The organism is Kribbella sp. NBC_00482, assembly GCF_036013725.1.
Lineage (GTDB): Bacteria > Actinomycetota > Actinomycetes > Propionibacteriales > Kribbellaceae > Kribbella.
In genome coordinates this window covers 3,435,129-3,457,798 of record NZ_CP107881.1, presented here as the reverse complement: position 1 = coordinate 3,457,798, position 22,670 = coordinate 3,435,129, and the positions used below count along the sequence as shown (strand labels likewise).

Below are 22,670 nucleotides of genomic sequence, written 5' to 3'. Positions count from 1 at the left end.
TCATGGGATCTGTCGCCTCCCGCTGGTGGGCTTGTGTAGCGGCAGCCCCGTCCTTTGGGGCCTGCCGGCTACTGCCGCATAGCGGGCCGGGTCAGAGGCTCCGGCCAAGTTGGTTTCGGCCGTTGTCAGCTGGTGGACGCTGTTTGTCCTCCAGGTGAGAACTGCCGGAACCAACTTGGTTGGAGGGGACCTGGTCCGCTAGCGCCCGCCAAACCCAGCCACAGAAGGCTTTTCGCCCGGCCGGAGGCCGGGTTGCTCTTCCGCCCGCCAGGGGCGGGAGACCCTGGACAGCGCTTTGCACGGGGTACGGCTACTCGTCGCCGTAGTCGCCGAGCTCCAGCACCGGCCCGTGATCGGCTTCGCCGCGGCCGGCAGCGGCTTCAGTTGTTGAAGTCGTGGTGTTGGCGGTGGCCTGTTCGGCGGTGGTGTCGTCGGCGTGCCACCGGGCGAGTTCCTCGGCTCGGGCTTCGGCCTCGCTGTTGGCGTGGCGTTCTTCGTCGGCGCTGCGGTGCTGCATCTCGATCAGTGCCCGCTGTGCGCGGCGGACCGCTTCGGCGGTTTCGTCGGCCGACGGAACCCGCGGAGCGTCGGACTCGGCGATCCGTTCCTCCCCGGCCGCGACCTCGCGGATGTCGGCCGGTGCCTGGCGGTCCGCCTCGGCGCGATCCTCGGGTGCTTCGGCGGCGGCACGGTCGCTGTGTTCCTCGACCGATGATGCGTTGTCGTCGGCAACGATCTCCGTACCGGGGATCTCGTCGGCCACTGCGCCGGGGTCCGCCGTCTTGCCGTCGTGCTGGTCGGTGACCAGTTCCGCCTCGGCGGCGTCGACATACTCGACGGCGGGTGCTGCTTCGATCGTGTCGTTGTCGCGCTGCTGGGCGATGTCGGCCAGTTCGTGCTCGTCGGTGACCTCGCGGTGCTGGTCCTCGACTGCCTCGGTGTCGATGTGGTCGATGGTGTCGAGGAGTTCGTCGGGGGTGGGTCCCTCGTCGCTGTTGTCGATGCCGCGGTCCTTGAGTTCCTGCTCGGCGCGGTGGGCTGCGGCGCGGGTCTCGGCGGTGTGGGCGAGCCAGACGGCGCGGGCGTCGTCGGAGACCTGAAGTTCGTCTCCGCGGGTGTCGAGTGCGTGGGCGAGGGCTGTTGCCTGGTCGGCCTCGGTGCGCAGCCGGTCACGGGTCGCGGCGTCGGTGCTGGCGTCGGCTTCGGCGGCGCGCAGGGCGGCGGTGCGGCGTTCGCGGTCGGCGGCCTGGCGAGTGCCGGCGAGTTCTTCGCCGACGTAGGGCGGTGCCCATGCTTCTTCGCGTTGCAGCGCGCGGACCCGGACTCGTAGCTGGCCGTTGGACATTTCGGCCTCGGCGCGGTCGGCCTCGGGCCGTCCGAGCGCCCGCCAGGCGGCGCGCCAGGAGGCGTACTGCTCGACCTGGCCGGGTTTGGGTGCCGCGCCGAGTGCGTCGTCGGTGGCTTCGTGGCCCATGACTTCGCGGTGCGCCGCGACCGTGCCGGCGCGCCGCACCCAGCTGTCGCGCACTGCCCCGTCGGCGGGCGGGCGGCCGAAGGCTTCGACGGCCCACTGCGGCTGCTGTTCGGCGGCCTGCTCGCCGAGCAGGCCGGTGCGAGCGTCGGCCTCGGCCGCGAGGCTGGTCAGGTACGCCGACCAGCGCGGGTCGGCGACCTGCGGCACCCGGTCGGTGAAGGTGTCGCCGGCCGGGTCGAGGGTGTGCCCGCTTTGCTTGATCCGTTCCTGGAGCACGTGGCTGATCTTGCGGGCGTCGTGAAGCGACCGCCGCTGGATCGCGTCGGTCAGCACCTGGCGCGGGTCGTGTCCGGCCAGCTCGACCCGGCGCAGCAGGTTGTCGAGTGTCCCGGCGCCGTCCTCGACCGCGAGGGCGGTGCGCTGGTTGGAGGTGAGTACGCCGGTGTCGGCGAGTTCGTCCAGCCATCGCGCGGTGCGCCCGGCGGTGGCCATGGCGATCCCGTCGGCCAGCAGCTCGGCGGGAGTGCGCAGCCGGTCGGCGTCGGCGGCGGACTCGGCCGCGGCCTGCAACGCCGACAGCTGCGGGTCGTCGAGGTCGAACGCGCCGCGCAGCACCGACAGCGGCGTCCGCTTCGCCGCCGTGGCGGTCTCGGCGTACTCGGCCTGGCTGGCCAGCGACTGGGTGACGACGTGCGCGGTGTTGGCGACCCGGCCGCGGGTCATCGCGACATACAGCGCGTACACGGACGTGTTCTGGGTCGCCACGAGGTGGCTGGAGTCCACCGTCAGCCCCTGGGACGAGTGCACCGTGGCGGCGTAGCCGAGCGCCACCCAGTCCCGCACATAGGTCGCGGGCAGGATCATGGTTTCGCCGGGTACCGGTTCGCGGGTGCCGCGGATCAGCGGGGCGACCCGCAGCCCGCCGTCGTCGAGGACCTCGACCACCTTGTACTCGTCGCGGTTGAACGCGGCCCGCTGGTTGCCGCGGTAGCCGTTGAGGTGCCAGGCGTTGAGCCGGGTCTGGATCAGGTCGCCGGCACCGACCCGGTTGCCGGTCGAGGCCAGCCAGCCGGTGCGTTCGTCGTCCACCTGGCCGTAGGCGACCAGCCGGGCACGCAGCTGCGCGGACAGCTCGGAGGCCTGGGCGTTGGTGTCCACGATCAGCAGCGCGTGCCGGCCATTGAGGTGGTCGGCCAGCCACGCGTCGGCCGCCGACCTCTGGGCGGCTTCGAGGTGGCCGCCGTCGAGGATGCGGCCCTGCTTGTGGTACTCGCCGAGTACCGACTCGTCGCCTTCGCGCAACCGCAGCGACGCCGGCCCCTCCCACCCGGCGGTGAAGCGGCGCGTCTCGGTCAACTCGTGCGTCAGCGCGCCGGCGGTGACCAGTTCCATCCCGCCGCCGGCACCGACCGCGGCCAGCTGGCGGTGGTCGCCGACCAGCAGCAGTTTGGCGCCCGCGGCGTCGCAGTGCGCCTGGATCTCGGCGAGGTCGCCGGTGGTGGCCATCGCGGACTCGTCCACGACCACCAGATCCCCGTCCCGCAATGCCCACGCCTGGTCCTCGGGCATCGTCGACCCGTCGGTGAGGCGCTGCTGGGTCATCAGCCAGCGGGTTATGTTCTTCGCCGTGACACCGTCGGCGGCGAGGACTTCGGTCGCGACCTGCGACGCGGCCAGCCCGATCATCCGGTGCTGCCGCCCCGCCCACAAGTCGGGGTCCTCCCACGCCTTGGCCAGCGCGCCCACGACCCGGGACTTACCGGTACCGGCCGGACCGACGAGCGTTTCGACCTTCGCACCGGAACCGAGGATGCCACGCACCGCGGCGGCCTGGTCCTCGCCGAGCTGGAGACCGTCGGCGGCCAACCGCTTCACGAACGCCTGCACGTCGGCCGGGCTCATCGCCGCGGCGCCACGGGCGTACCCGGACTGGGCCAGCTGCCGCTCGGCCCGGACGTGATCCGGCGTGACGTAACGCGCGGCACCCGGAGCGGCGTACGCCGACGACCCGTCACCGCGCCGCAACTCCTCAGGCAGCGCCGCGAGTTCCTCGGGGCTGTGGCCAGGACGGTCGGCATCGACGTGCTGAGCGAGCTTCAGGCCACGCTCGGTCAACCGGTCCAGCAGCCGCGCGATCCGCGCCGGCCTCATATTGCCGAGGTTGTCGGGCAGCGCGTCGCTGATCGCCCGGGTCAGGTCCGCCGACCGCCAGGTCGCGTGCTTGGACTGCACATCGGCCAGTGCCGTCTCGAGGACCTTGGCCTGGTTGATCCGCCCTGGCAGCCACTGACGCTGCCGCAACGCGAGCACATCGGCGGCGACCTTCCCGAGTCCCCCGCGGACCTCGGCGCGCAACTGCCGGTCCCACCGCTCCAGCCGCTGCTCGACGGTCTCACCGTCGTGCGACTTGGCCTTGCGCGTGGCCAGCGATGCCTGCTGCTGGATGTAGGCCAGCTCCAGGTTGTTCGGTTCGCGGCCCATCTTGGTCTCGAACGCGGCCACCATCGGCGCGGTCTTCTTCGTGATCGCCCGGCGGCGCGAGCTGAACAGGTCCATCACGGCCTGGTCGATGCCGACGATCTCGCGGGCCTTGCCGTCCGGGCGGGTCATGAACTGCACCCCGAGCGCCTTGACGAGATGCTGTTCCATCACCCGCTCCCCCACCGCGCCGGCAGCAGGCTTCACCCGGTGCAACGCCTTCGAGTCGATCGTGCGCCACTTGCCGTCGGGTCCCTGCACGCGATTCAGGATCGCGTTGTGGATGTGCAACTGCGGGTCGTGCTCGCGGGAGTCGTGCTGGAAGAACGACGCGACCGTCCAGCCGTGGGCATCAGCCCACCGGCCCGCGGCGCCACCGAAGTGCCCGACCCGGGTGTAGCCGGCCTTGTCCTGCAAGTAGTTCAGCGCGGCCCGGTTGCCCGCCCAGATCGCGTCCTCGACCGCCTGGCGGTGCTTGCCCCAGTGCACCGCTTCTCGCTCCGCTCGCTGCACCGCAACGCGGTGCAGGTGCACCGCTTCACGGTTGCCGGTGCGCTCGGCCTCGGCCAGTGCACCTTCGAGTGCACCGCGCGCCCGCTCCGCTGCGGTGCGGGCCTGCACTTCCTGGGCCTCGAATGCGGTGTGCAGCACGGTCACGGACTTCTGCGGACTGAACGTTGCATCGTGGAACGACACGTTCTTGCGCACCGCCTTACCGGCCAGTGCACGCAGTTCGTTGCGGCGCTCCGGTGATGCACCAGGCTCCTTGGCCAGCGAGTCGGCGTACACCTGCTCCTCGCTCTTGTACGCCCGCCCGGTGTGGCCGAGGGTCTCGGCCTCGTCCCACCGCGCCGGGTCACGAAACGCCTCGCCGCGCGGGTCGATGAACCGCTCGTACAGCGCGGTCATGTCCTGCACATCGACCTCGCCGGACAGACCGAGCGCTTCCGCGCCCTTGCCGAACCAGCGCCCGGGCGGCTCGCCGGCCGCCACGGCACCGGTGTAGTAGTTCTCCCGGCCGGTCGCCACCGCACCGGTCAGGTAGCTGGCGCTGTGCCCGCTGCGCACGCCTAGCACGAGCCACCCCCGACTCCCGCCACGGCCGCCTCCGGAACCCGTGCGGCAGCGCTCACGGCCGCCGCAGGCGGAAGGCCGATACGACGACGCGAAGCGGAGTCGATGCTCCACTTGATCGTGATGCCTGGGTGTGTATCAAGGTTCTTCATCCTGCATGTCTCTGCTGAGTGATGGTCGATCGTGGTTTCGGTGGTGGTCTGCTGACTGGTTGCTGCTGCTTGTTCTGCTGCTGTCTGGGTGTCGTGGCTGTGGCCTGCTGCTGAGGTGTTCTGGGTTCTGTTCATCGGCTGCTGCTCGTTTCGAGTTCGTTGTCACCGCTGGCGTCGTGGTCGCTGTTCTCGTTGCTGTCGTCGGTGTCGCCGCGGGTGTCGGTGGTGGTTTCCCCGGGCTCGGTGACGAGCTGGAGCTGTCCACGGACCTGCGGAGCGGCCTCGCTGTCGCTGGTGTCTGCTCCGGTGGGCTCAGCCCACCCGGCCATCTCCTGGAGTCGCTTGGCGCGAGGGAAACCGACCGGGTGGCCGAAGGCCTCGTCGGTGGCGCGGCGGATCTCGCGCTGTCCGAGCGGTGCACCGCCGTGCTCGGCGGCGTGGCGCACCACCGCGTCGAGCAGCTCGGCATCGGAAGGACCCGCACCCTTGCGCGGTGCAGCCCCGCCCGAGACAGTCGCTTCGGCGACCTGGCCGTTGCGGTGCGGTGCGTGCACCGGTGCGGGTGCACCGCTCCGGTCTTCCTCGTGCACCGGTGCACTCGGCGCACGAGGTGCGGTGCGGGTGCTGGTGTGCACCGGTGCAGTCGTGGCATTGGTGCGGAGTGCACCAAGCAGGTAGGCGACCAGCCAAGCCGGTGCACCCGGAGTCGTCGCGTCGCCGCGTTCTGGGTCCTCGCGGTTGTCCTGGCCAAGCTCGACCGGACCGGACAAGACAGGAGTGTCGGTGAGGCCGAGCGCGGCGGAATCAACCAGCGCGAGCAGTTCGCCCGGGGCCAGTCGCCCGCCGGCGGGCAGCAGAGCCGCGAGCTGGTTGGCCGACAGCAGGCCGTCGCGGATCGTCTGCAATGCGGCGGTCCGGGCGGCGCGGGCGGCGTCGAAGGGCCACAGCTTCCGGCTCGGGCACAAGGTCGCCAGCCGCGACGCCATCCGCACGACCTGCTGGACCAGCGCCCGGGCGCTGGTCGGGTCCGCGTCGTCATGGCTGCCGGTCCTGGACAGGTGCAGCCACACGCGGGTGGTGATCACCGGGGACGTGAACCACGTCAGCGCGGACAGCTTGGCCCGGGCGGGCTGGGCCAGCTTCATGTGCAGGCGCAGCAGGTGCGCGAGCATCTCAACCAGCACCGCGTAGGCCAGCGGCGCGAGCGCGTGCGCGACAGCGTCTGCGATCCCGCGGGCCGTGTCGATGTTCAGCCACACCGTGCCGCCGATGAACACATACGTCGTCACCAGCGCGCCAGGAATCCGCCATCCCCGGGTCAGCGCGGCCAGCCGCAGCGCCGTGCAGGCGATGATCATGCCGTCGGCAACCAACGGCACCAAGGGACTGTCGAACTTGGTGGACACGGCGTTGAACGAGCGGGCACCGCCGATCCCAGCGACGCCGAGCGCTGCCACCACCGCGACCACGATCAGCACCCGCCGGGTCGTCAACCGCCCGGCCTCGACCGCGGCACTCAGACCTCGAGCGGCGCGGCGGACCGCCCACACCGTCGCCGCCGCGAGAGCGGCAAGGATCAGCAGCGCGGCTGTGCCGGCGGCGATCACCGGCCACGACACCGTGCTGCCGTCGAACACGCCGGGCAGGTCTGCGAACAGTGACAGGCGGATCTGGTGGGTGTTCATCGCTGGCCTCCAGCGGTGTCGGGTACGGCGGTCAGGCCGCCGCGGTGGCGGCCGGCCTTGATCTGCTCAGGGGTCGGCTCGGGGCCGTTGGCGTCGCGGTCGTCGGCCCACCAGGTGACGAACTCGTCCGCGTCGGCCGCGAGCGGCACGACCACGGCGGGCTGCCCGGCGCTGTCGCGGTGCTTGAGTACGTCGCAGCTCGGCGCGTACTCGCCGATTCGGCGTGCCACGCCCGGGCGCTGCCGGTCGTGCCAGTCGCCGACGAGCTTGTTCGACGCCTCGGGGCCTTCGTAGGCGCCGGTCCAGGCGTCCATCAGCCACAGCAACTCCTCCACGATCTCGGGGTGCCACAGCCAGCACGGCGGCAGCGACTCCACGTCCGTGGCGTAGCGCAGATAGATGCACTCCATCCACGGCAGCAACTCGCTGAGCACGTTGTGCACCGCACCGACATCGCGCACCGGCATGCCAAGCCATGACCGAACTCGCTCCGGCGACTCCGCGCCGGAGCGGCGGCTGCCGGTGTCAGCACGGCTCGTGGTGATCCGGGTCAGCAAGTCCTCAAACGCGGCGACGGTGTTGCCCAGCGACGCAACGGTGTCGTTCAGCCGCGCGACGGCAGTCTTGGACGCGGTCTGCTGAAGCCCGGTCTTCATCGCGGCCACATCTCGGGTCAATGCGTCGACCGAGCGGGCCAGGCCGGCGACTGCCGCGAGCGCGGCGGTTCCGGGGTCCTTGTCGTCGTCGTAGCGCATCAGGCCACGCCCCTCTCGTTCCATTCCGTCTGGTAGTTGCCATCGGCCCGTTCTGCGGGGCGGCGGACGGCATGGTCGTCGGCGTGCCAGCGGGCCAGCTGCTTGTCTCGCTCCGTGCTGCTCGCTGCCGGGCCGCCGGCGTCGAGCTGGGCCTCGGTCCGGGCCAGTGCCGCGGCTGCCCGTTCGGCCGCCGCCGTGGCCCGGTCCCGGTCGTCGTCCTGGTCGTCGGTGTCGTCGTCGGCGGCGGATTCGTCTTGCCAGGCCTGGACGGTGCGCCACCCGTCGGTGCCGCCCGCCGTGGGCGTGACACCGGCGGCGTGGCAGTCACCGCACAGCTGGTCGGTGGTGCGCACGAAGTGCTCGACCGGTCCGCACTCGGCGCACACCTTCCGCGCGGCCAGCGCCTTGTTGACGGCGGCGAGCTGCTTGTCGCTCGGGGTCCGCTTCGCCTTGGCCTTGTCGTCCACGTACAGCCACGCGAACCGCTGCTCCCGCTTCCACGTCAACCGGGCGAACGGCTCCTGCCCGCCACGGGACAGGCCACGCTCGCGCAGCTGCCGTCGCGTGGACAGCCCCGCCGGTGCCTGCCCGAACCGGAACTCCGGCAGACCGTTGCGGACCCGGCCGGACCAGCGCCGGCCGTCCCACAACTGCACCCATTCGACCCCGCTCATGACGGCAACACCTCGGCGTCGCGGCTGTCGTCGGTCGGTAGCGGTGCGAGGGAGCTGACCGGCTTGCCGGTCTGGCGGGCGTAGGCGATCTCGCGGCGGGTGGACTCGCCGATGTAGCCGCCGGGGTTGACTACGTAGACCCAGTCGGCCCGGTCGATCTTGGCCAGGTGCAGCGCGTCCAGCTGCCGCTTCTGCCACCCGGTGATCAGGTCGCCGGTGTGTGCGAACACTCCCGGGGCGAGCACGATGTGCCCGGCCAGAGTCAGGTCGCGGTTGGCCACCGCGATCTCGTCGCGGAAACGAGTGGACCCGCAGATCACCACCACGTCGGCACTCACCAGGGGCGTCATGACCGGCCCTCTTCGTCAGTCCCGACGCCGGCACCGGCCCGGGCAGGCAGCCGATCCTGAGGCCGAGCCTCGCTGTCCGCGGCGAGCTCGGCGCGGGCCGCCAACGCCGCCCGGGCGGGACGCATCGCCCCGGCAAGCCGAACCCGGGCGAGCAGTTCGCGGGCCGGGTCGTTGGCTTCCAGCCACGACACCGCAGCATCGAAGCTGGCCGCGGTACGCCGGACGACGGGTGCAGTCAGGCGCTGCCGCGCGGCAGTCACCCGGTCGGTGACGGCGACTGCGGAAGTGATCGCGGTGTCGCGAAGCCACGCGCAGCCGACGATCAGCCGGGCACCGGCCCACTGCTCGGCCGCGGCCAGCTGACGGCTGGTCCACTGCACGGTGGGCCGGTTGTGGAACCGTTCCATGCGCAGATCGCGGCGTTTCCAGGCCATCTTGATCCGCCCGATCGCGGGCGGCATGCCGCGGGTGATGATCAGCGCCTGCCCGGCGCGCAGCTGCGCGATCTGGCCCGGAGTCAGGACCGGGACGTGCCGGTCGCTGATCGTCACCCCGCCGGTGGTGCGGTCCTTGGTCGCGGTCTGCTCGAGGCGTTCCCCGCACAGCGTGGACCAAAACTGCAGGTCGTCGTCGTCGCTGGTGCCGGCCAGCACGACCTTCGTGGACACGTTCGTCATCAGCGAACCGGTCGCGGCCTCACCGAACCGCTCTCGCAGCTGCGCGCGGGACTGCGCGACGATGTGCAGCGTGATCCCGCGCGACCCGAAGTCACCGGTCCACCGGTCCAGCGGGATCAGGCAGATCAGCGCGGCCTCGTCCAGCACCATCGTCAGCTGCGGCTCCAACCGGCGGCCCTTGCTGCGGACCGCGATCGCACGAGCCTGGCGGGCGATGTGGGCGGTCAGGGCTGTGACCAGCGGCGCGGTCTTCTTGTCCTCGGCGCCCAGCAGGTACACGGTGCCGGTCTCGGCCAGCAGCTGCTGAACATCGAACGCGACCCCGCCCGGCGCGACGGCGGCAGCCGCGGCCGGCACCGACAGCCACGACAGCGCGGGCATGATCGTCGTGGAGATCGATGACTGCGTGCGGGGGTTGTTCATGAAGAACTGCGTGGCCTGCTGCTCGAACCCGACCGCGTCCGCGACCCGCAGCTCCCACAGCACGTCGTCCTTGCCGGCGTCGGGGTGCGCGACCCAGCGCTGCACGTCGGCCATCGTGTAGCCGCCGAGCGCGGCAGCGTGCATCAACGCGGTCAGCGCCTGCCGGGCCAGGTTCAGCCAGTGCTCGGCGTCGTCGGACTTGGCTCCGACCCCGTCGAGCAGGTCCGAGGCGCGGTCCATCGCCACCGACGGGTCGGTGCAACCGGTCAACGGGTCGAACGTGATCGTGGATCCGTCCTCGGTCAGGCCGTCTGGGTCGAACACCCACACCGGACCCCGCTGGCCGCGCAGCCCGCGGGTGATGTCGAGCACGTCGGTCTTGGTCGAGGTCACGATCGCCGCCCCCGGAGCGTCCAGCAGGTGCCCCATCACCAGCCCGGTCTTACCGGCACGCGGCCCGGCCACCGTCAGCGTGTGGTCCTCGGCCGACGAACGGACCTTGACCCAGCCGACCGTGGCCACCGTCGTGCCCAGCTGCGTCAGCGGCACGAACCGCCGCTTCCACGCCGGCACCGAAGCGAGCGACGGCCGGACCTGCCTGGCCTTGCGGCGCAGCATCCGCGCCGACGCGTTGCGGTGCACGTCCCACGCGGACGCCAGCCCGTCAGTGACCCGGCCCGCCCGGCCCAGGCGGCGCAGCAGGCCCCGCGAGCTGGACCGCGACCGTAGCGTGAACCCGGCCGTACCGAGCAGCACGACCACCGCCGCCGCCAGCGGCTGCCACCAGCGCGCCGACACCTCGACCGTGTCCGGCAACGCCCGCAGCACGAACCCGGCGTACCCCAGCCACAGTGCCAGCGACAGCCCGGCGCCCACCGGTCGGTTGACCGCCACCAGGGCCAGCGTCAGCAGCAGCAAGACGCCACCGGCAATCACCCATCCGGCCGCGCCACCCGGCGCACCGACCCGCAGTCCGATCGCACCGGCCAGGAGCACCCACAACGGCGCCGCGATCAACGCACCGTGCATCAACCGCCAAAACAACAGCCCGGCAGTCACGACACCGACCACACCCGCCGCAGCAGCCCAGTAGCCCGCTTCGGTCAGGCCCGGCGTCTTGTCCCAGGCCACCGCGCCGACACCGAGCGCCGTGAGCGCGACCATTGCGAGAGTGAAGTGCGGGACCATCGCACCCTCAGTCCGGGTCGGGCGGCGCATCATCGCGCACCCCCGACACCCGCCGAGACCAGCACGCCGGCCGCCGCGAACACCGCACCACCCACAGCAGCGACGAACGACACCCGCAGCCACTGATGCTTCGTCCACGCGATATCGGCCAGCCGCTTCGCGTGATGCGTCACCGCCACCAGCGGACCGGCCACCTTGTTGTCGTACGTCTGCGGGTCGATGTGGCGGTCGAGCAGCTGCTCAACCGACCGGCGACGGACCGCACCGAAGTACAAGAACTCCCCCGGCACCAACGCATCCGCCGGGCGGTACATCCGCGGCACGACGACCAGCAGCGCCGAACCCAGCGCGACCGCGAGCGCGACCAGCGCCAGTCCGAACGTCGCGCGGGCGACCAGCGGCGAGCCGTGCGACTGCGACACCAGCGTCAGCACCACTGCCGCAAGCGCGGTCTCGACCGTCGCCGCGAAACCCGCCTTCGTGTCCGCCTTGTCGATCGCCTGCGCGGCCGAATCATGCATCCGCCATGCCAGATCCATCTGCGGACCGTCGTTCATCGCACACCGCCGGACGTGGTCGCGTCCTTTGCGAACGCGTGCACCGGTGCAGGCTCGGCGGGCTGAACGGAGCCCTTGTACGAGTTCTCAGCGTGGTGCAGAGCCCACCTCTCCGGCGTCACTGCGGTGCTGCTCGCCTCAACCCCACCCATTGACCGCGTCACGCTGTAGTGACCGCTGGCCTCGTCGTCGATCGGCGACACTCCCAGCGCCGCCGCCAGGCGGTCCACCAGATCACGCTCCGCCGCGTACTCTGCGGTCGGCTCAGCCGGACGGTCATTCCACGGCAGGTAGAACCGTGCGTGAACCACCGGCGAACGAAACTCCGGGTGCTCGGCCACGAACGCGGCCAACTCGAACAACCCTCGAATCACCGCCACGTGCTCCGACGACAATTCCTCCAACATCCCAATCGGCGGCACCCACTCCGTGCCGCCCTGTACTGCGTCAGTCATGCTGTAGACCTCTCGAACTCGTTGCTGAGTGATGGGAGAACCGGCCCCGTTCTGGTTGGCGCCTGTGCGGGGCCGGTCCATCGATGTGCTTGATCTGGTCACGCGGCACCGCCACTGGCAGGTCGATGCCGCTGCTTCCATTGCGAGCCCCAGTCCGTGATGTCCGCTGACGTCCCGGATTCGAGTAGGTCGCTCACCGCCGCTGCTGGCACGCAGTACTTCTGACCTACGCGCACCGCAGGAAAGTCATCCGCGCGCACCAAGCGGTAAAGCGCCTCCGGCGAGATGCTGAGAAGCGCGGCGGCTTCGGGCACGGTGTACGTCGGAACGCCGCGGCTGCGCTTGTTGAGGGCACTGTCGAGGGCGCGTTGCCGAGCCGCGGCTCTAAGAGCGGAACCAACGGCTCGGGCGCTAATGACGGCTCCTGTGCGCTCGTCTTGCTGCGGCCCTGGCAGATCTGTCGTGCTGGTCATCTGTGGCTCCCTATACAGTTCGGCTGCCATGTTTGGCTGCCCTGTACAGATCAGTTAAGCACCCCTTGAATCAGAAATTCAAGGGGGTCTTAAGGCATGGATTTAGAGGCACTAGGATGGGTCGATGCGAGGAGGTGAGCTGCATGGACGAACTTGAGCGTCTCCGGGCGCTCGAGGACCCCGTCGAGCAGTTCATCTACGCCGGCGATGTCCTCAACGCGTTGGACGCGGCCATCACTGAGGTGGGCGACGTCCGGCGCGCAGCCCTGGACAAGATGCGCCAAGACGGCATGACGCTCGCCCAGATCGCCGACCGTGTGGGCCTTTCGGTTGCTCGCCTGTCGCAGCTCGGCGCGCCGCGCAGGCGACCAGAGCGAGTCGTTCTCAGTACAGGAGACACGGTCCACGTCGTGCTGCCTGTAGAGCAGGCTCCGTATCCAGAGGGGCCACAACGGCCAGTCGTGCACGAAAGCGACATTGCATTCAGGGACGACATCCAACGCCTTGCCTTGGAGTTCGGCCTTGAAACGAAGACGGAGCACCTGCCGGCGGGTGAGTACGTTGATCTCAACCGCGACGGGCTCGTCGTAACCTGCGGACCCCGGCAGTCGCCGTGGCTTACCCAGATCCTCGCATCGGATAGCGCCTACGGGTTCGAGCGGGATGACGAGAGCTGGTACCTGCTCGACAAGGCATCCGGTGAAAAGCTGCGGTCGCCGAGGCACCGAGATGAGGGTGGCGATCTGGCATATCTCGGCACGCTTCCACGCCCAGACGGCAAAGGAACTTGGCTCTACTGCGCGGGCATCCACGCTCCGGGATCTCGGGGTGGGGCTCTCTATCTAGCTGAGAACATTGCAAAGCTGTATCGCGAGACGCGCAACCATCTGTGGTCGTGTCTCGTTCAGTGCGACTACGACCCCAAGACGCAGGAGATCAGCAATGCCAGGCTCGTCGCCCCAGTTCGTCGCCGAGAGCGTCTCCGCCAACGCTGACGCTGACGCGGCGAGCATGCGCGTCGTAGTCTTGGGCGCCTCGGGGTTCATGGGACAGCATTGCGCGCAGATCCTGGCCGATCGCGGAATCGATCATCTCCGCGTCGGCCGGACCTCTGGCACGAACGTGGACGTTAGCCTTGACCTTGTTCGATCACCACAGGCGGACCTGGTCGACCTGCTGCGGTCGTACGAGCCAACATCTGTGATCAACTGCGCGGGCGCTGTACGCGGTACCGCCAGCGAGATGATGCGAACCAATGTCGCAAGCGTTCACAGTCTCGTGTCAGCTGTATGGAGCGCCGCACCTACTGCGAGGATTGTGCAACTTGGGTCCTCCGCCGAGTATGGCGCACCAGCTGCGCAGCGCCCGATCAATGAGAGCGCTGAAGAGCGTCCGAGTAGTCCATACGGCTACTCGAAACTGGCTGCTACGCAGATCGCATTGCACGCGCGATCCCAGGGCCTGGCGATCACGGTCCTTCGGATCTTCAACGTCAGCGGACCTCTCTCACCGACGAGCACGATGCTGGGTGGCGCGGTGGCGCGGCTGCGAAGCGGAGAGCCGCTCATCGTGGACTCACTGGACGGCTGGCGCGACTACGTCGATGTGCGGGACGTCGCCGCAGCGGCCGTCGCGACCACGTGTACAGAAAAGGCCCCTCCGCTCGTGAACATAGGCTCAGGTCGCGCGGTCCGGACCGGCGACTGGCTCGAGCGCCTCATCGAGATCAGCGAAACCAGAGCCGAGCCAGTCGTCGGCGTCGACCCTCAGCGAGCGCACAAATCGTCGGCAGCTGAGGTCTCCTGGCAGTGCGCCGATATCTCGCTTGCCCGGCGCAGCCTGAACTGGTCACCGCAGATCACTCTTGACCAGTCCCTGAGGGATACATGGCTCGCCGCGACTGACGGCTAACGCCGTTCCGCGATCGGCAATGCCCACACGTAGGCAGAGTCGTTGCTGCATTGAGCTCTTACAGAATCAAGGGCCCCGGACTGGCGGGCGGCGCCAGGGCGCCGTCCTCGCCGGAGCCCAGCAGCAGAACGCTTCCCGACCCATGCGGTCCCAATCCGCCCACGAGCCGTCGATCTGGTGTCTGACCATGGGTTGCCCCGTCCCCTGGCCGCTCGATCGTACGGCCACCACGACACGCATCAAGAGCGCCTACGGCGTCGCTACGGGATCGGCAAGCCGACTCTTGACCCGCGCCGGACGCTGACCTGGGTTTGGCAGCTATCAGGGGGCCGGGGCAGGTGTGGCTCGTGGCCTTTCACGCCGATAGTTCTTCGAAGACCGCGGAGAGTTCGTTCTCATCAACCACAGAACAAACCTCGCGCAAGCCAGCGAGTTGCCACTCCTCGAGTCTGTAGGTTCCTTCGATGACAGCCAAACGTTGCGAAGATGGCACCGAAGCATCAGAGAAGATCGACTTGGCGTGGTCATAGGCAGTGGTTTGGCTGGCACGCCCCACTGCTTGCACGAACGCTAGGTCCCTCGGACCGGCGACGCGGCATGAGACCTGACGTCGAACGCCCTTGTAGCGTAGGGGCATCCGTGCAAGGGGTTGAACCGTCAGCGAGTCGTATCGGCCAGCAAGACTGACAATGCGGTCCTTGAGCGTTGCTGGCTTCCGTTGTCGAGCTAGTGCTTTAAGACCCTCAGCTCGAAGTACTGCCTCACTAAGCTCGACGACTGCGCGCCCCACCTCGGCTGCAGTTGCCGAGGCACTTAGGTCATACTCACCAGGCTTGTCCAGTTCGATCGCGGGTGCGAGTTCGACGGAGCCCTTGATTGCGACAAACGAGTTATGGGGCATCCTGCGCGACAGGTCAACCCCAGCCGCAGCGAGGGTGTCTGCAGCTAGGCCACGGTCGGTGATGTTGTAGAGATCCTCACCGATCGCCTGGACGTAGAGCGTGACCACTTCCCCGTCTTCGAGGGTCCACGGCGTAGCAATCAATTCCCCGTCACGGTACGGCCACGTACTCATCCGCTCACCGATTGCGCCCAGCACACGGTCTAGCAGGTGCTCTGACATCACGGCCTCCCTTCGGGCGGATCCTGCCAAACGACACTACTGACATCGACTCCCATCAGCTTGGCCGCTGCGCCGAAGACGTGCTCGTACGTTCTGCCATCGACAGTACCGGCTGCCGCCACGACCGGGAACTCATTCGGCTCTAGCCACTGCACGAAGTTTGGCGGCGGTTCACCCTGCAGATGAGTCTGTCTCCTCGGCTTGTCTCCGTCACGGTGGGTGCCATTCACGTCGACTCTGCGGCAACAGATATCGAGCGCGACGAGGCTCACAGTTGGCTCGTCCGGTCGTCCTGGCTTGACGATCATCTCCAAAAAGACCTCGCCCGAATCGAAGTGCTCAGCGGCTACCTCTACGCGAGCCCGCCAAGACGCGTTAATAGGACTCCAGTCCATGTCACCATACGCAGTCGCGTTCGCGTTCGCGTGGGCGAGGGCCCACAGCCGGGAGTCAGTCGGCATCGTCCCTCTCACGGGCATAGGTTGCGTTGCGCTCAGGTAACAGTCAGTTACCGTATCGACTGGTGCTGCCTCACGTTACAGACTCCGTCACAGCGCGTACATAGCTGCGATGCGCGCCGCTCCGTACCTTGAACGGCGAACCCCTGTGGCCGCTCGGCGCTGCACTCGTAATGAGAAGGTCGTCAATTCAACTCGACATGTGGCCAGCTGGCTGCGCTGTCCTCGTCGACGACGCGGACCCGAGGTTGGCGGCGGTGATCCCCAGAGCGAACGGAGCCGATGGAGGTGCGTGAAGCGGATGCCGACATTCCGGTCGTGTCGCTCTCGGATGGCGTGGTCACTCTCCGACCTTGGTCGAGAGATGACGCCGGGTTCATGGCGGAAGCATTCGCCGATCCATCGATCCGACGCTACAACGCGGCCCACGACCGACTCGGACGACCGGCTCCGCCGCTCTCGATCGAGGACGCTGAAGCGATCATCGACGAGTTCGCGTCGAGCTGGCGGGCGTTCGGCGCGGCGGAGCCACCATCTGGTGTTGCATTCGCGATCACGGACGCAGCCTCTGACGGCCTGGTCGGCTGCTGCGGCATCGATGACTGGTCGCAGGCAGATGTCGCGCAGTTCGGCTACTGGATCGGGCCGAGCGCGCGCGGGCGCGGGTATGCGACTCGGGCGGTGGTTCTGCTCACACGGTGGTTGTTCGAGCTCGGCGCAGCTCGCGCCTTCCTGACGGTCGAGGCGGACAATGAAGCGTCAGCTGCGGTGGCCCGCCGAGCGGGGTTCGTGCACGAGGGAACGATGCGCGCACATAGCGTGTGGCAGGGCGAGCGCATCGACGTGATGTGGTTCGCGGCGCTGCCGCTCGAATGGACGATGCGTGCGCCGGCCGAACCGACGTGATGTGCGACGCGATCGTAGCCGGTCTTGTCGAGTCCTTCGGCGAGGGCAACGAGTCGGTGATGTACGCCATGGCCCGAAGGCAATACCTGACCCCAAGGCACCGCATCAGGACAGACCTAGACATCGGCGGACCGCGCCACCGACTGCGCCCTTGTAGCTGTGGGCCAGAACCGCAGTGGACGTCGATCAGGGCACTCGTAATAGGACCTCAGGACGGGCATCGCAAGCAACTGCGTGGGTCAGTCGGATCGGCTGGCTGAGGCTGGCTTTGGCAGGCGGCCGGCGAGCACGTTCGCTGCCTGGCGGTCTGATTCAGCAACCCACGCAGCGTAGACGCGAAGCGTTGTTGTGCCGCCACCGCCGTGGCCGAGGCGGCCGGCGACCGTACGAATGTCTACGCCAGAGCTAATCAGCTCGGTTGCGGAATAGTGTCGCAAGGTGTGGAGGTGACTCTTGATGCCGAGCCTTGTGCACATCTCCGCGTAGCGGTGGCTTACGCCGTCCGGGTTGCATGGTCGGCTGTGGTCCGCCTCGTAGGAAAAGACAAAGGCTGACTCATCGAACGCCACACCAAGGGCGGCAAGCTGCTCCTGGCAGTTGAGACGGTGGGTGGCGAGCAGCTCGACGGTGTCCGGGTCCAGGCTGATGCGGCGCATCTGATGCGTCTTGGTGTCCTTCTCTCGCGCCTTCCCGTTTCGGTGGGTGAAGTTGCGGCGGATCTCGACCACACCTTGGTCCAGGTGCAAGTCATGCCAGCGCAGCGCGAGCAGCTCGCCGCGTCGCGCTCCCGTCACCATCTTCAGCCAAATCAACATGCCCCAGGCGAAGTCCTGCGCCCACGCAGCGGTGATGATCCGAGAACCCTCATCCGACGTCGGCGGCTGCGGCTGCGGCGGGGCCTGCTTCGGTTTCTTTGCTTCCGCCGCCGGATTGCTATCGATCCATTCCCAGCGAACCGCGGCCGCCAGCGCTCCGCTGATGACGAAGTGAACTTTTCGCACCGTTCCGGCCGACAATGGCTTGCAGGCGTGGGACCGGCACTCGGCAACCCGGCACCCCGCCGCATCGCAGTCATGATCGGCGCGCGACTTGACCGACGGCCGGCCCGGCGGCCACCGGTGCTTCACCACCACGCGGCACTCATGTACATCCGCCGTTCGGTGCTCTACGAAGGGCTTGCCGTCGCATCGCGCGCTGCAACGACGCAGCTGCGCATAGAACTGCTCCAGGGCACGCGCTCCGAGTTTCGAGATCGGTACGTCTCCGAGCGCCGGGCCGATCGTTCCGTCGGCGAGCTCGCGATACCGATCGAGCGTGGACTCGTCGGCCTCATGGACTTCGAGCCACGCGTCGAGTGCGTACGAGAGCGTCGCTTTGGTCGCGGCGTTGCGCTGGCGGTCGACCTTGGCGAGCAGTCGCGACCGGATCTCTGGGATCCTCTGCTCGTCGCGTGTGGACTCGCTGAGGTAGGAATCCTTGCCGGTCACCGGGTCTACGCCGGCATAGACGAGCACCTGGTGGGAGTTGCCACGCTTGCGAACGTATCCGCGCTCACGACCGCCGGTACTGCGACGTCCAGCCATGAACTCATCGTACCCATTGTCAGATCCATTGACAGCCGGTCATCCGCCACGATGACTATCCGTAGTAATGCCTGGTCAGAGCGAGAGCCGGTGAGGGGACTCGAACCCCTAACCCCCGCTTTACAAGAGCGGTGCGCTGCCAGTTGCGCCACACCGGCCGGTGTGCGGGTCCATAGTAGAGGATTGTGTGGGGAGTGCTGCGGGGGTCGGGAGCGTTTCGGGGGCTTTGGGGTGCTCGGGCGGTGTCGGTGCTGGGGGACTCGCTGGGGCTTGTCGCGTTGCTGCTTTATGTGCAGGCGTCGACCGGGGCCGCGATCGCGGTGGCTCTGCTCCTGTTGGCGGGAGACTTTGTGCCGGGGTTGTTCGGGGCGTTCGCGGGGGTGGTGGGCGATCGGTTCGATCTCAAGCGGGTGATGGTGGCTTGCGACCTCATCCAGGGCGCGTTGACGGTCGTCATGGCCGTGACACTTCCGCCGCTCACGGTGCTGTTGGTGATGGTGGCGGTCAGGAGTGTCGCGGCGCAGGTGTTTCTGGCGGCTTCGCGGAGTGCGATGCCGGCGTTGGTGCGGGACGATCAGCTCGAGGCGGCGAACTCGGCGCTCGGGGCGGGGACGAACGGGCTGGAGGCGGTCGGCCCGATCATCGCGGCGGGGTTGTTCCTGGTGACCGACGTACGCGGGATCCTGCTGATCGACGCCGTGACGTTCTTCATCTCCGCGAGCCTGCTCGCCAAGCTGCCGAAGATCCCACCGTCCGAACCGACCAGCAACAGTGTGCTCAAGGACGCACGTGACGGGCTGGGCTACATCCTCAGATCAGCTCAGATCCGCGTCATCGGAATCGGGTTCTTCGCGACGGTCGTGTTCAACGGGGTGGACGACGTCGCGATGGTGTTCCTCGCGAAGGACGAGCTGCATGGGAGCGATTCGGAGTCGGCGACGCTGTACGCCGGGGTGGGCATCGGACTGATCGTCGGCTTCGCGATCGTGGCGCGGTACGCGGGTCGCCTGACGATGCCGGCCCTGATCCTCCTCGGGTTCGCCGTGAGCAGCGTCGGCAACCTGGTCACCGGTCTCGCGTGGGCGATCTGGGCGGCGCTCGCGCTGCAGGTGATCCGCGGGCTCGGGATCGCGGGCGTCGACGTCGGCGTCAACACCCACCTGCAACGCGTCGTACCGCCGCACTTGCGCAGCCGCGTCTTCGGCAATCTGTACGGCGCGATCGGTCTCGCGGCCGGGATCTCGTACGTGTGCGGCGGGCTGCTCTTGCAGCACACGGACGCCCGTACGACGTTCGTCGTCGCGGGAGGCGGTGGGTTGATCGCTACGGTTGCGACTGCGATCGGAGTTCGGCGATCGGGCGGCGAAGAGCGCGAGCCCCCGGTACGGCGATGAGCGCGATCACGGCCATTACGAGGAACGCCGCCAACGGGTGATCGACGAGCAGGCCGACGACGACCGCGACGATCAAGCCTCCGAGGTTCCCGGCCATCCAGATCAGGCCGGCCGCGGTGCCTTCGGCTTCTCTGGTACGGCGCTCGACGAGTTCGAGCACGATCGGCAGCGCCGGGAGGAGGAGCAGGCCGATCACGGTGATCGAAACGAACCCGGACAGAGCGCCCGGAGCGAGCGCGAGCAGTACGCAGGCTGCGGCGGTGACGGTCAGGCTGACAACGAGGAGGCGGGATTCGGCGCGGCGGCGTACGACGAGGATCGGGATGGTCGCGCTGCCGACGACGCCGGCGATGACTTGCAGCAGGAGGATCGTGCTTGCGGTGCCGCCGCTGACGCCGGCCGGTTCGAGGAGCGCTTGGGCGAAGGTGCTCATGGCAACGAAGACGCCGAACGGGAAGATCGCGAGCACGCACAGGCGGCGGATCAACGGGTCGCCCCACGCGGCCGCCAACGCACCACGGTCAGGGCTGGCGTGGGGCTCGACGGGGCCGCGGATGGCGATGGCTAGGACGATTGCCGCCAGGACACAGAAGATGGCGCTGACGGTGAGCATGGCGGGGATGGATGAGGACGTCGTGAAGACGGCGGAGAGTAGGAAGGCAATGACCATGCCGGCGAAGATGCTGGCGGTGCCGATGGCGATGCCGGTCGGACGGTCCTTCTCCTGCAAGTACCGGCCGGTGATGCCGGTGACCGCGTTCAGGACCAGTGGCTGCGCGATCGACGCCAGGATCTGACCCGCGAGCAGCCAGCCGAAGTCGTCGCCGATCAGCCGCACCACGGCGCCCAGAGCAGTCAGTACGGCGCCTGCAAGCAGCCCGCCCCGGAACCAGCGGTCCAGGACGAGGCCGCATGGGATCGCGAGCACGACGTACAGCAGTGGGAAGACCTGGGCGAGCCACCCGATCGCGCTCTCAGACACGCCGTACCGGGAGGCGGCGACGGTGGTGACGCCCGCGAAGTTCAGCCAGACCAGCTGGGTCGCGGCGCCGACCAGGGAATAGCCGACGATCGCCGACCACCGGCTCCGGATTTGCATGGGCGCACGCTACCCCCTAGGCGTACAAAAGAGGCATGGTTGATTGGGAGGGGCCGCTCACAGAGGCGTACGAGCGGGCGACGGCGTACCTGGATGGGCTTCCGGAGCGGCGAGTTGGGCCGCGAGCGAGCTCTGAAGAGCTTCACAAGACGCTCGGCGGGCCGCTGCCGAGCGGGCCGACGGATCCGCGGGAAGTGATCGCGCGGCTCGCGGAGGGGGTCGAGGACGGGCTGCTGCCGAGTGGGAGCGGCCGGTTCTTCGGGTTCGTGTTCGGCGGCGCCACGCCGGCGTCGCTGGCGGCGGACTGGCTCACGACGACGTGGGACCAGAATGCGGGTCTGTACGCCGCCTCACCGGCCGCCGCCGTGGTCGAGGACATCACCGCGGGCTGGCTGGTCGAGCTCTTCGGGCTGCCGCGCGGTACGTCGGTGGGTTTCGTGACCGGTGCGCAGATGGCGAACTTCACCGGGTTGGCGGCCGCGCGGCACGAGGTACTGCGGCGAGCCGGGTGGGACGTCGAACGGGACGGCCTGATCGGCGCGCCCCCGATCCGCGTGCTGGCCGGGGCGGAGCGGCACGACACCATCGACCGGGCGCTGCGGTTCCTGGGGCTGGGGACGAACTGCATCGTGCCGATCGCGGTGGACGAGCAGGGCCGGATGCGCGCCGATGCGCTGGCGGAGGCCCTCGAGGACGACGTGCCACAGATCGTGTGTGCGCAGGCCGGGAACGTGAACACGGGGGCATCTGACCCAATAGCCGAGATCTGCGACCTCGCGCACGCGCATCAGGCCTGGGTTCATGTCGACGGCGCCTTCGGCCTCTGGGCGGCGGTCAGCTCGCAACTCAAAGCGCAGGTCGACGGGATCGAACTGGCCGACTCCTGGGCGACCGACGCGCACAAGTGGCTCAACGTGCCGTACGACTCCGGCCTCGTCCTGTGTGCGCACCCCGAGGCCCACCGCGCCGCGATGTCGATCCGCGCCGCCTACCTGATCCAGGACGAGAACGGCGAACGCGACTCCCTCGACTTCAACCCGGAGTTCTCGCGGCGGGCCCGCGGCATCCCGGTGTACGCCGCGATCCGGGCGCTCGGCCGCACCGGGATCGCCGAGATCGTCGACCGCTGCCACGCGATGGCGCAGCGGTTCGCCGACATCCTCGCGGCCAACGACGTGCAGGTCCTGAACGACGTGGTCCTCAACCAGGTCCTGGCCCGCTTCGGGGACGACGACGCCGTCACCCGGCGTGTGGTCGCCGGGGTCCAGGACGAGGGCACCTGCTGGATGTCGGGCACCACTTGGCAGGGCCGGGCCGCGATGCGCATCTCGGTCTCCAACTGGACCACCGGGCCGGCCGACATCGATCTCTCGGCGGAAACTGTGCTCGCGGTGTTGCGGAAAGTTTCCTGATCGTCGGTGTCGATTTCCGCGGTGGTCGCCCGACGCAGTGGTGTACGACGACCAACTCAGGAGGAAAACGATGTCGTTCCAGGCGTACTTGGACAAGATCGAGGAAAAGACCGGAAAGACCCCGCGGGCGCTGGTCGACGAGGCTCATCAGCGCGGGTACGGCGCCACCGACGTGAAGTCCGGCACGATCCTCGACTGGCTGAAGGCGGACTACGACCTCGGCCGCGGCCACGGGATGGCGCTGGTACAGGTGATCAAGAACGGCGCGCAGATCAGCGACAAGCACGTCGGCACCAAGGGCACGCACTCGGACCCGAGCAACATGCTCTGGCTGGACGGTAAGGCAACGAACCCGGCGCTACGGTAGGC

At 68.6% G+C, this 22,670-nt stretch carries 19 protein-coding genes and 1 tRNA gene; 6 read left to right on the top strand and 14 right to left on the bottom strand.

Features of this window, described 5'->3' with window-relative positions; genetic code table 11:
- Positions 1–310: 310 nt before the first annotated feature.
- The 9 genes from mobF to OHB24_RS17065 form a co-directional block, all read right to left on the bottom strand.
- Positions 311–5,020, bottom strand: a complete 4,710-nt coding sequence (gene mobF, locus OHB24_RS17105) for a MobF family relaxase (protein WP_327640028.1) — start codon at positions 5,018–5,020, stop codon at positions 311–313.
- Positions 5,021–5,309: 289 nt separating this feature from the next.
- On the bottom strand, positions 5,310–6,863 hold the full coding sequence (locus OHB24_RS17100) for a DUF2637 domain-containing protein (protein WP_327640027.1): 1,554 nt from the start codon (positions 6,861–6,863) through the stop codon (positions 5,310–5,312).
- Complete coding sequence (locus tag OHB24_RS17095) at positions 6,860–7,642, bottom strand: hypothetical protein (protein WP_327640024.1); 783 nt, start codon at positions 7,640–7,642, stop codon at positions 6,860–6,862. Before OHB24_RS17095 ends, OHB24_RS17100 begins: the two co-directional genes overlap by 4 nt.
- Entirely contained in the window at positions 7,618–8,292 is a 675-nt protein-coding gene (locus OHB24_RS17090) for an RRQRL motif-containing zinc-binding protein (RefSeq protein WP_327640023.1), read from the bottom strand. The genes OHB24_RS17095 and OHB24_RS17090 overlap by 25 nt, the downstream gene beginning before the upstream one ends.
- Positions 8,289–8,642 carry a hypothetical protein gene (locus OHB24_RS17085; protein ID WP_327640022.1) on the bottom strand — a complete coding sequence of 118 codons (354 nt, stop codon included), beginning with the start codon at positions 8,640–8,642 and terminating at the stop codon, positions 8,289–8,291. The genes OHB24_RS17090 and OHB24_RS17085 overlap by 4 nt, the downstream gene beginning before the upstream one ends.
- Positions 8,639–10,906: a type IV secretory system conjugative DNA transfer family protein gene (locus OHB24_RS17080; protein WP_327640021.1), complete on the bottom strand. Its 2,268-nt coding sequence runs from the start codon at positions 10,904–10,906 to the stop codon at positions 8,639–8,641. Before OHB24_RS17080 ends, OHB24_RS17085 begins: the two co-directional genes overlap by 4 nt.
- Positions 10,907–10,959: 53 nt before the next feature.
- Entirely contained in the window at positions 10,960–11,469 is a 510-nt protein-coding gene (locus tag OHB24_RS17075) for a Pycsar system effector family protein (protein ID WP_327640020.1), read from the bottom strand.
- Positions 11,470–11,483: 14 nt separating this feature from the next.
- Positions 11,484–11,942 carry a hypothetical protein gene (locus OHB24_RS17070; RefSeq protein ID WP_327640018.1) on the bottom strand — a complete coding sequence of 153 codons (459 nt, stop codon included), beginning with the start codon at positions 11,940–11,942 and terminating at the stop codon, positions 11,484–11,486.
- A gap of 98 nt (positions 11,943–12,040) precedes the next feature.
- Positions 12,041–12,415, bottom strand: a complete 375-nt coding sequence (locus OHB24_RS17065) for a helix-turn-helix domain-containing protein (protein WP_327640017.1) — start codon at positions 12,413–12,415, stop codon at positions 12,041–12,043.
- Positions 12,416–12,558: 143 nt separating this feature from the next.
- Here OHB24_RS17065 and OHB24_RS17060 point away from each other — a divergent pair, with 143 nt between their 5' ends.
- Together OHB24_RS17060 and OHB24_RS17055 are read left to right on the top strand one after the other, a co-directional pair.
- Positions 12,559–13,410, top strand: a complete 852-nt coding sequence (locus OHB24_RS17060; protein ID WP_327640016.1) for a hypothetical protein — start codon at positions 12,559–12,561, stop codon at positions 13,408–13,410.
- Positions 13,358–14,326: an NAD-dependent epimerase/dehydratase family protein gene (locus tag OHB24_RS17055; protein ID WP_327640015.1), complete on the top strand. Its 969-nt coding sequence runs from the start codon at positions 13,358–13,360 to the stop codon at positions 14,324–14,326. Before OHB24_RS17060 ends, OHB24_RS17055 begins: the two co-directional genes overlap by 53 nt.
- 355 nt (positions 14,327–14,681) lie before the next feature.
- On the opposite strand, the gene OHB24_RS17050 is transcribed toward OHB24_RS17055, so the two are convergent.
- On the bottom strand, positions 14,682–15,449 hold the full coding sequence (locus tag OHB24_RS17050) for a DUF1828 domain-containing protein (RefSeq protein WP_327640013.1): 768 nt from the start codon (positions 15,447–15,449) through the stop codon (positions 14,682–14,684).
- Positions 15,449–15,922 (bottom strand): hypothetical protein, encoded by a 474-nt coding sequence (locus OHB24_RS17045; RefSeq protein WP_327640012.1) that lies wholly within the window; start codon positions 15,920–15,922, stop codon positions 15,449–15,451. The genes OHB24_RS17050 and OHB24_RS17045 overlap by 1 nt, the downstream gene beginning before the upstream one ends.
- Before the next feature lie 267 nt (positions 15,923–16,189).
- Here OHB24_RS17045 and OHB24_RS17040 point away from each other — a divergent pair, with 267 nt between their 5' ends.
- Complete coding sequence (locus OHB24_RS17040) at positions 16,190–16,813, top strand: GNAT family N-acetyltransferase (RefSeq protein WP_327640010.1); 624 nt, start codon at positions 16,190–16,192, stop codon at positions 16,811–16,813.
- Positions 16,814–17,052: 239 nt separating this feature from the next.
- Here OHB24_RS17040 and OHB24_RS17035 read toward each other — a convergent pair whose 3' ends face one another.
- The gene (locus OHB24_RS17035) at positions 17,053–18,396 is read right to left on the bottom strand and encodes a tyrosine-type recombinase/integrase (RefSeq protein ID WP_327640009.1); all 1,344 of its coding nucleotides are present in this window, start codon (positions 18,394–18,396) and stop codon (positions 17,053–17,055) included.
- Positions 18,397–18,481: 85 nt separating this feature from the next.
- A tRNA-Thr gene (locus OHB24_RS17030) sits at positions 18,482–18,554 on the bottom strand.
- A gap of 27 nt (positions 18,555–18,581) precedes the next feature.
- On the opposite strand from OHB24_RS17030, the gene OHB24_RS17025 reads away from it, so the two are divergent.
- Entirely contained in the window at positions 18,582–19,790 is a 1,209-nt protein-coding gene (locus OHB24_RS17025; RefSeq protein WP_327640008.1) for an MFS transporter, read from the top strand.
- On the opposite strand, the gene OHB24_RS17020 is transcribed toward OHB24_RS17025, so the two are convergent.
- Entirely contained in the window at positions 19,720–20,889 is a 1,170-nt protein-coding gene (locus OHB24_RS17020) for an MFS transporter (protein WP_327640007.1), read from the bottom strand. The genes OHB24_RS17025 and OHB24_RS17020 overlap by 71 nt on opposite strands.
- A gap of 35 nt (positions 20,890–20,924) precedes the next feature.
- Between OHB24_RS17020 and OHB24_RS17015 the strand changes: the two genes are divergently transcribed.
- Positions 20,925–22,301, top strand: coding sequence for a pyridoxal phosphate-dependent decarboxylase family protein (locus tag OHB24_RS17015; RefSeq protein ID WP_327640005.1), 1,377 nt, complete (start codon positions 20,925–20,927; stop codon positions 22,299–22,301).
- Positions 22,302–22,371: 70 nt separating this feature from the next.
- Positions 22,372–22,668, top strand: coding sequence for a DUF4287 domain-containing protein (locus OHB24_RS17010; RefSeq protein ID WP_327640004.1), 297 nt, complete (start codon positions 22,372–22,374; stop codon positions 22,666–22,668).
- The last annotated feature ends 2 nt before the right edge of the window (positions 22,669–22,670 follow it).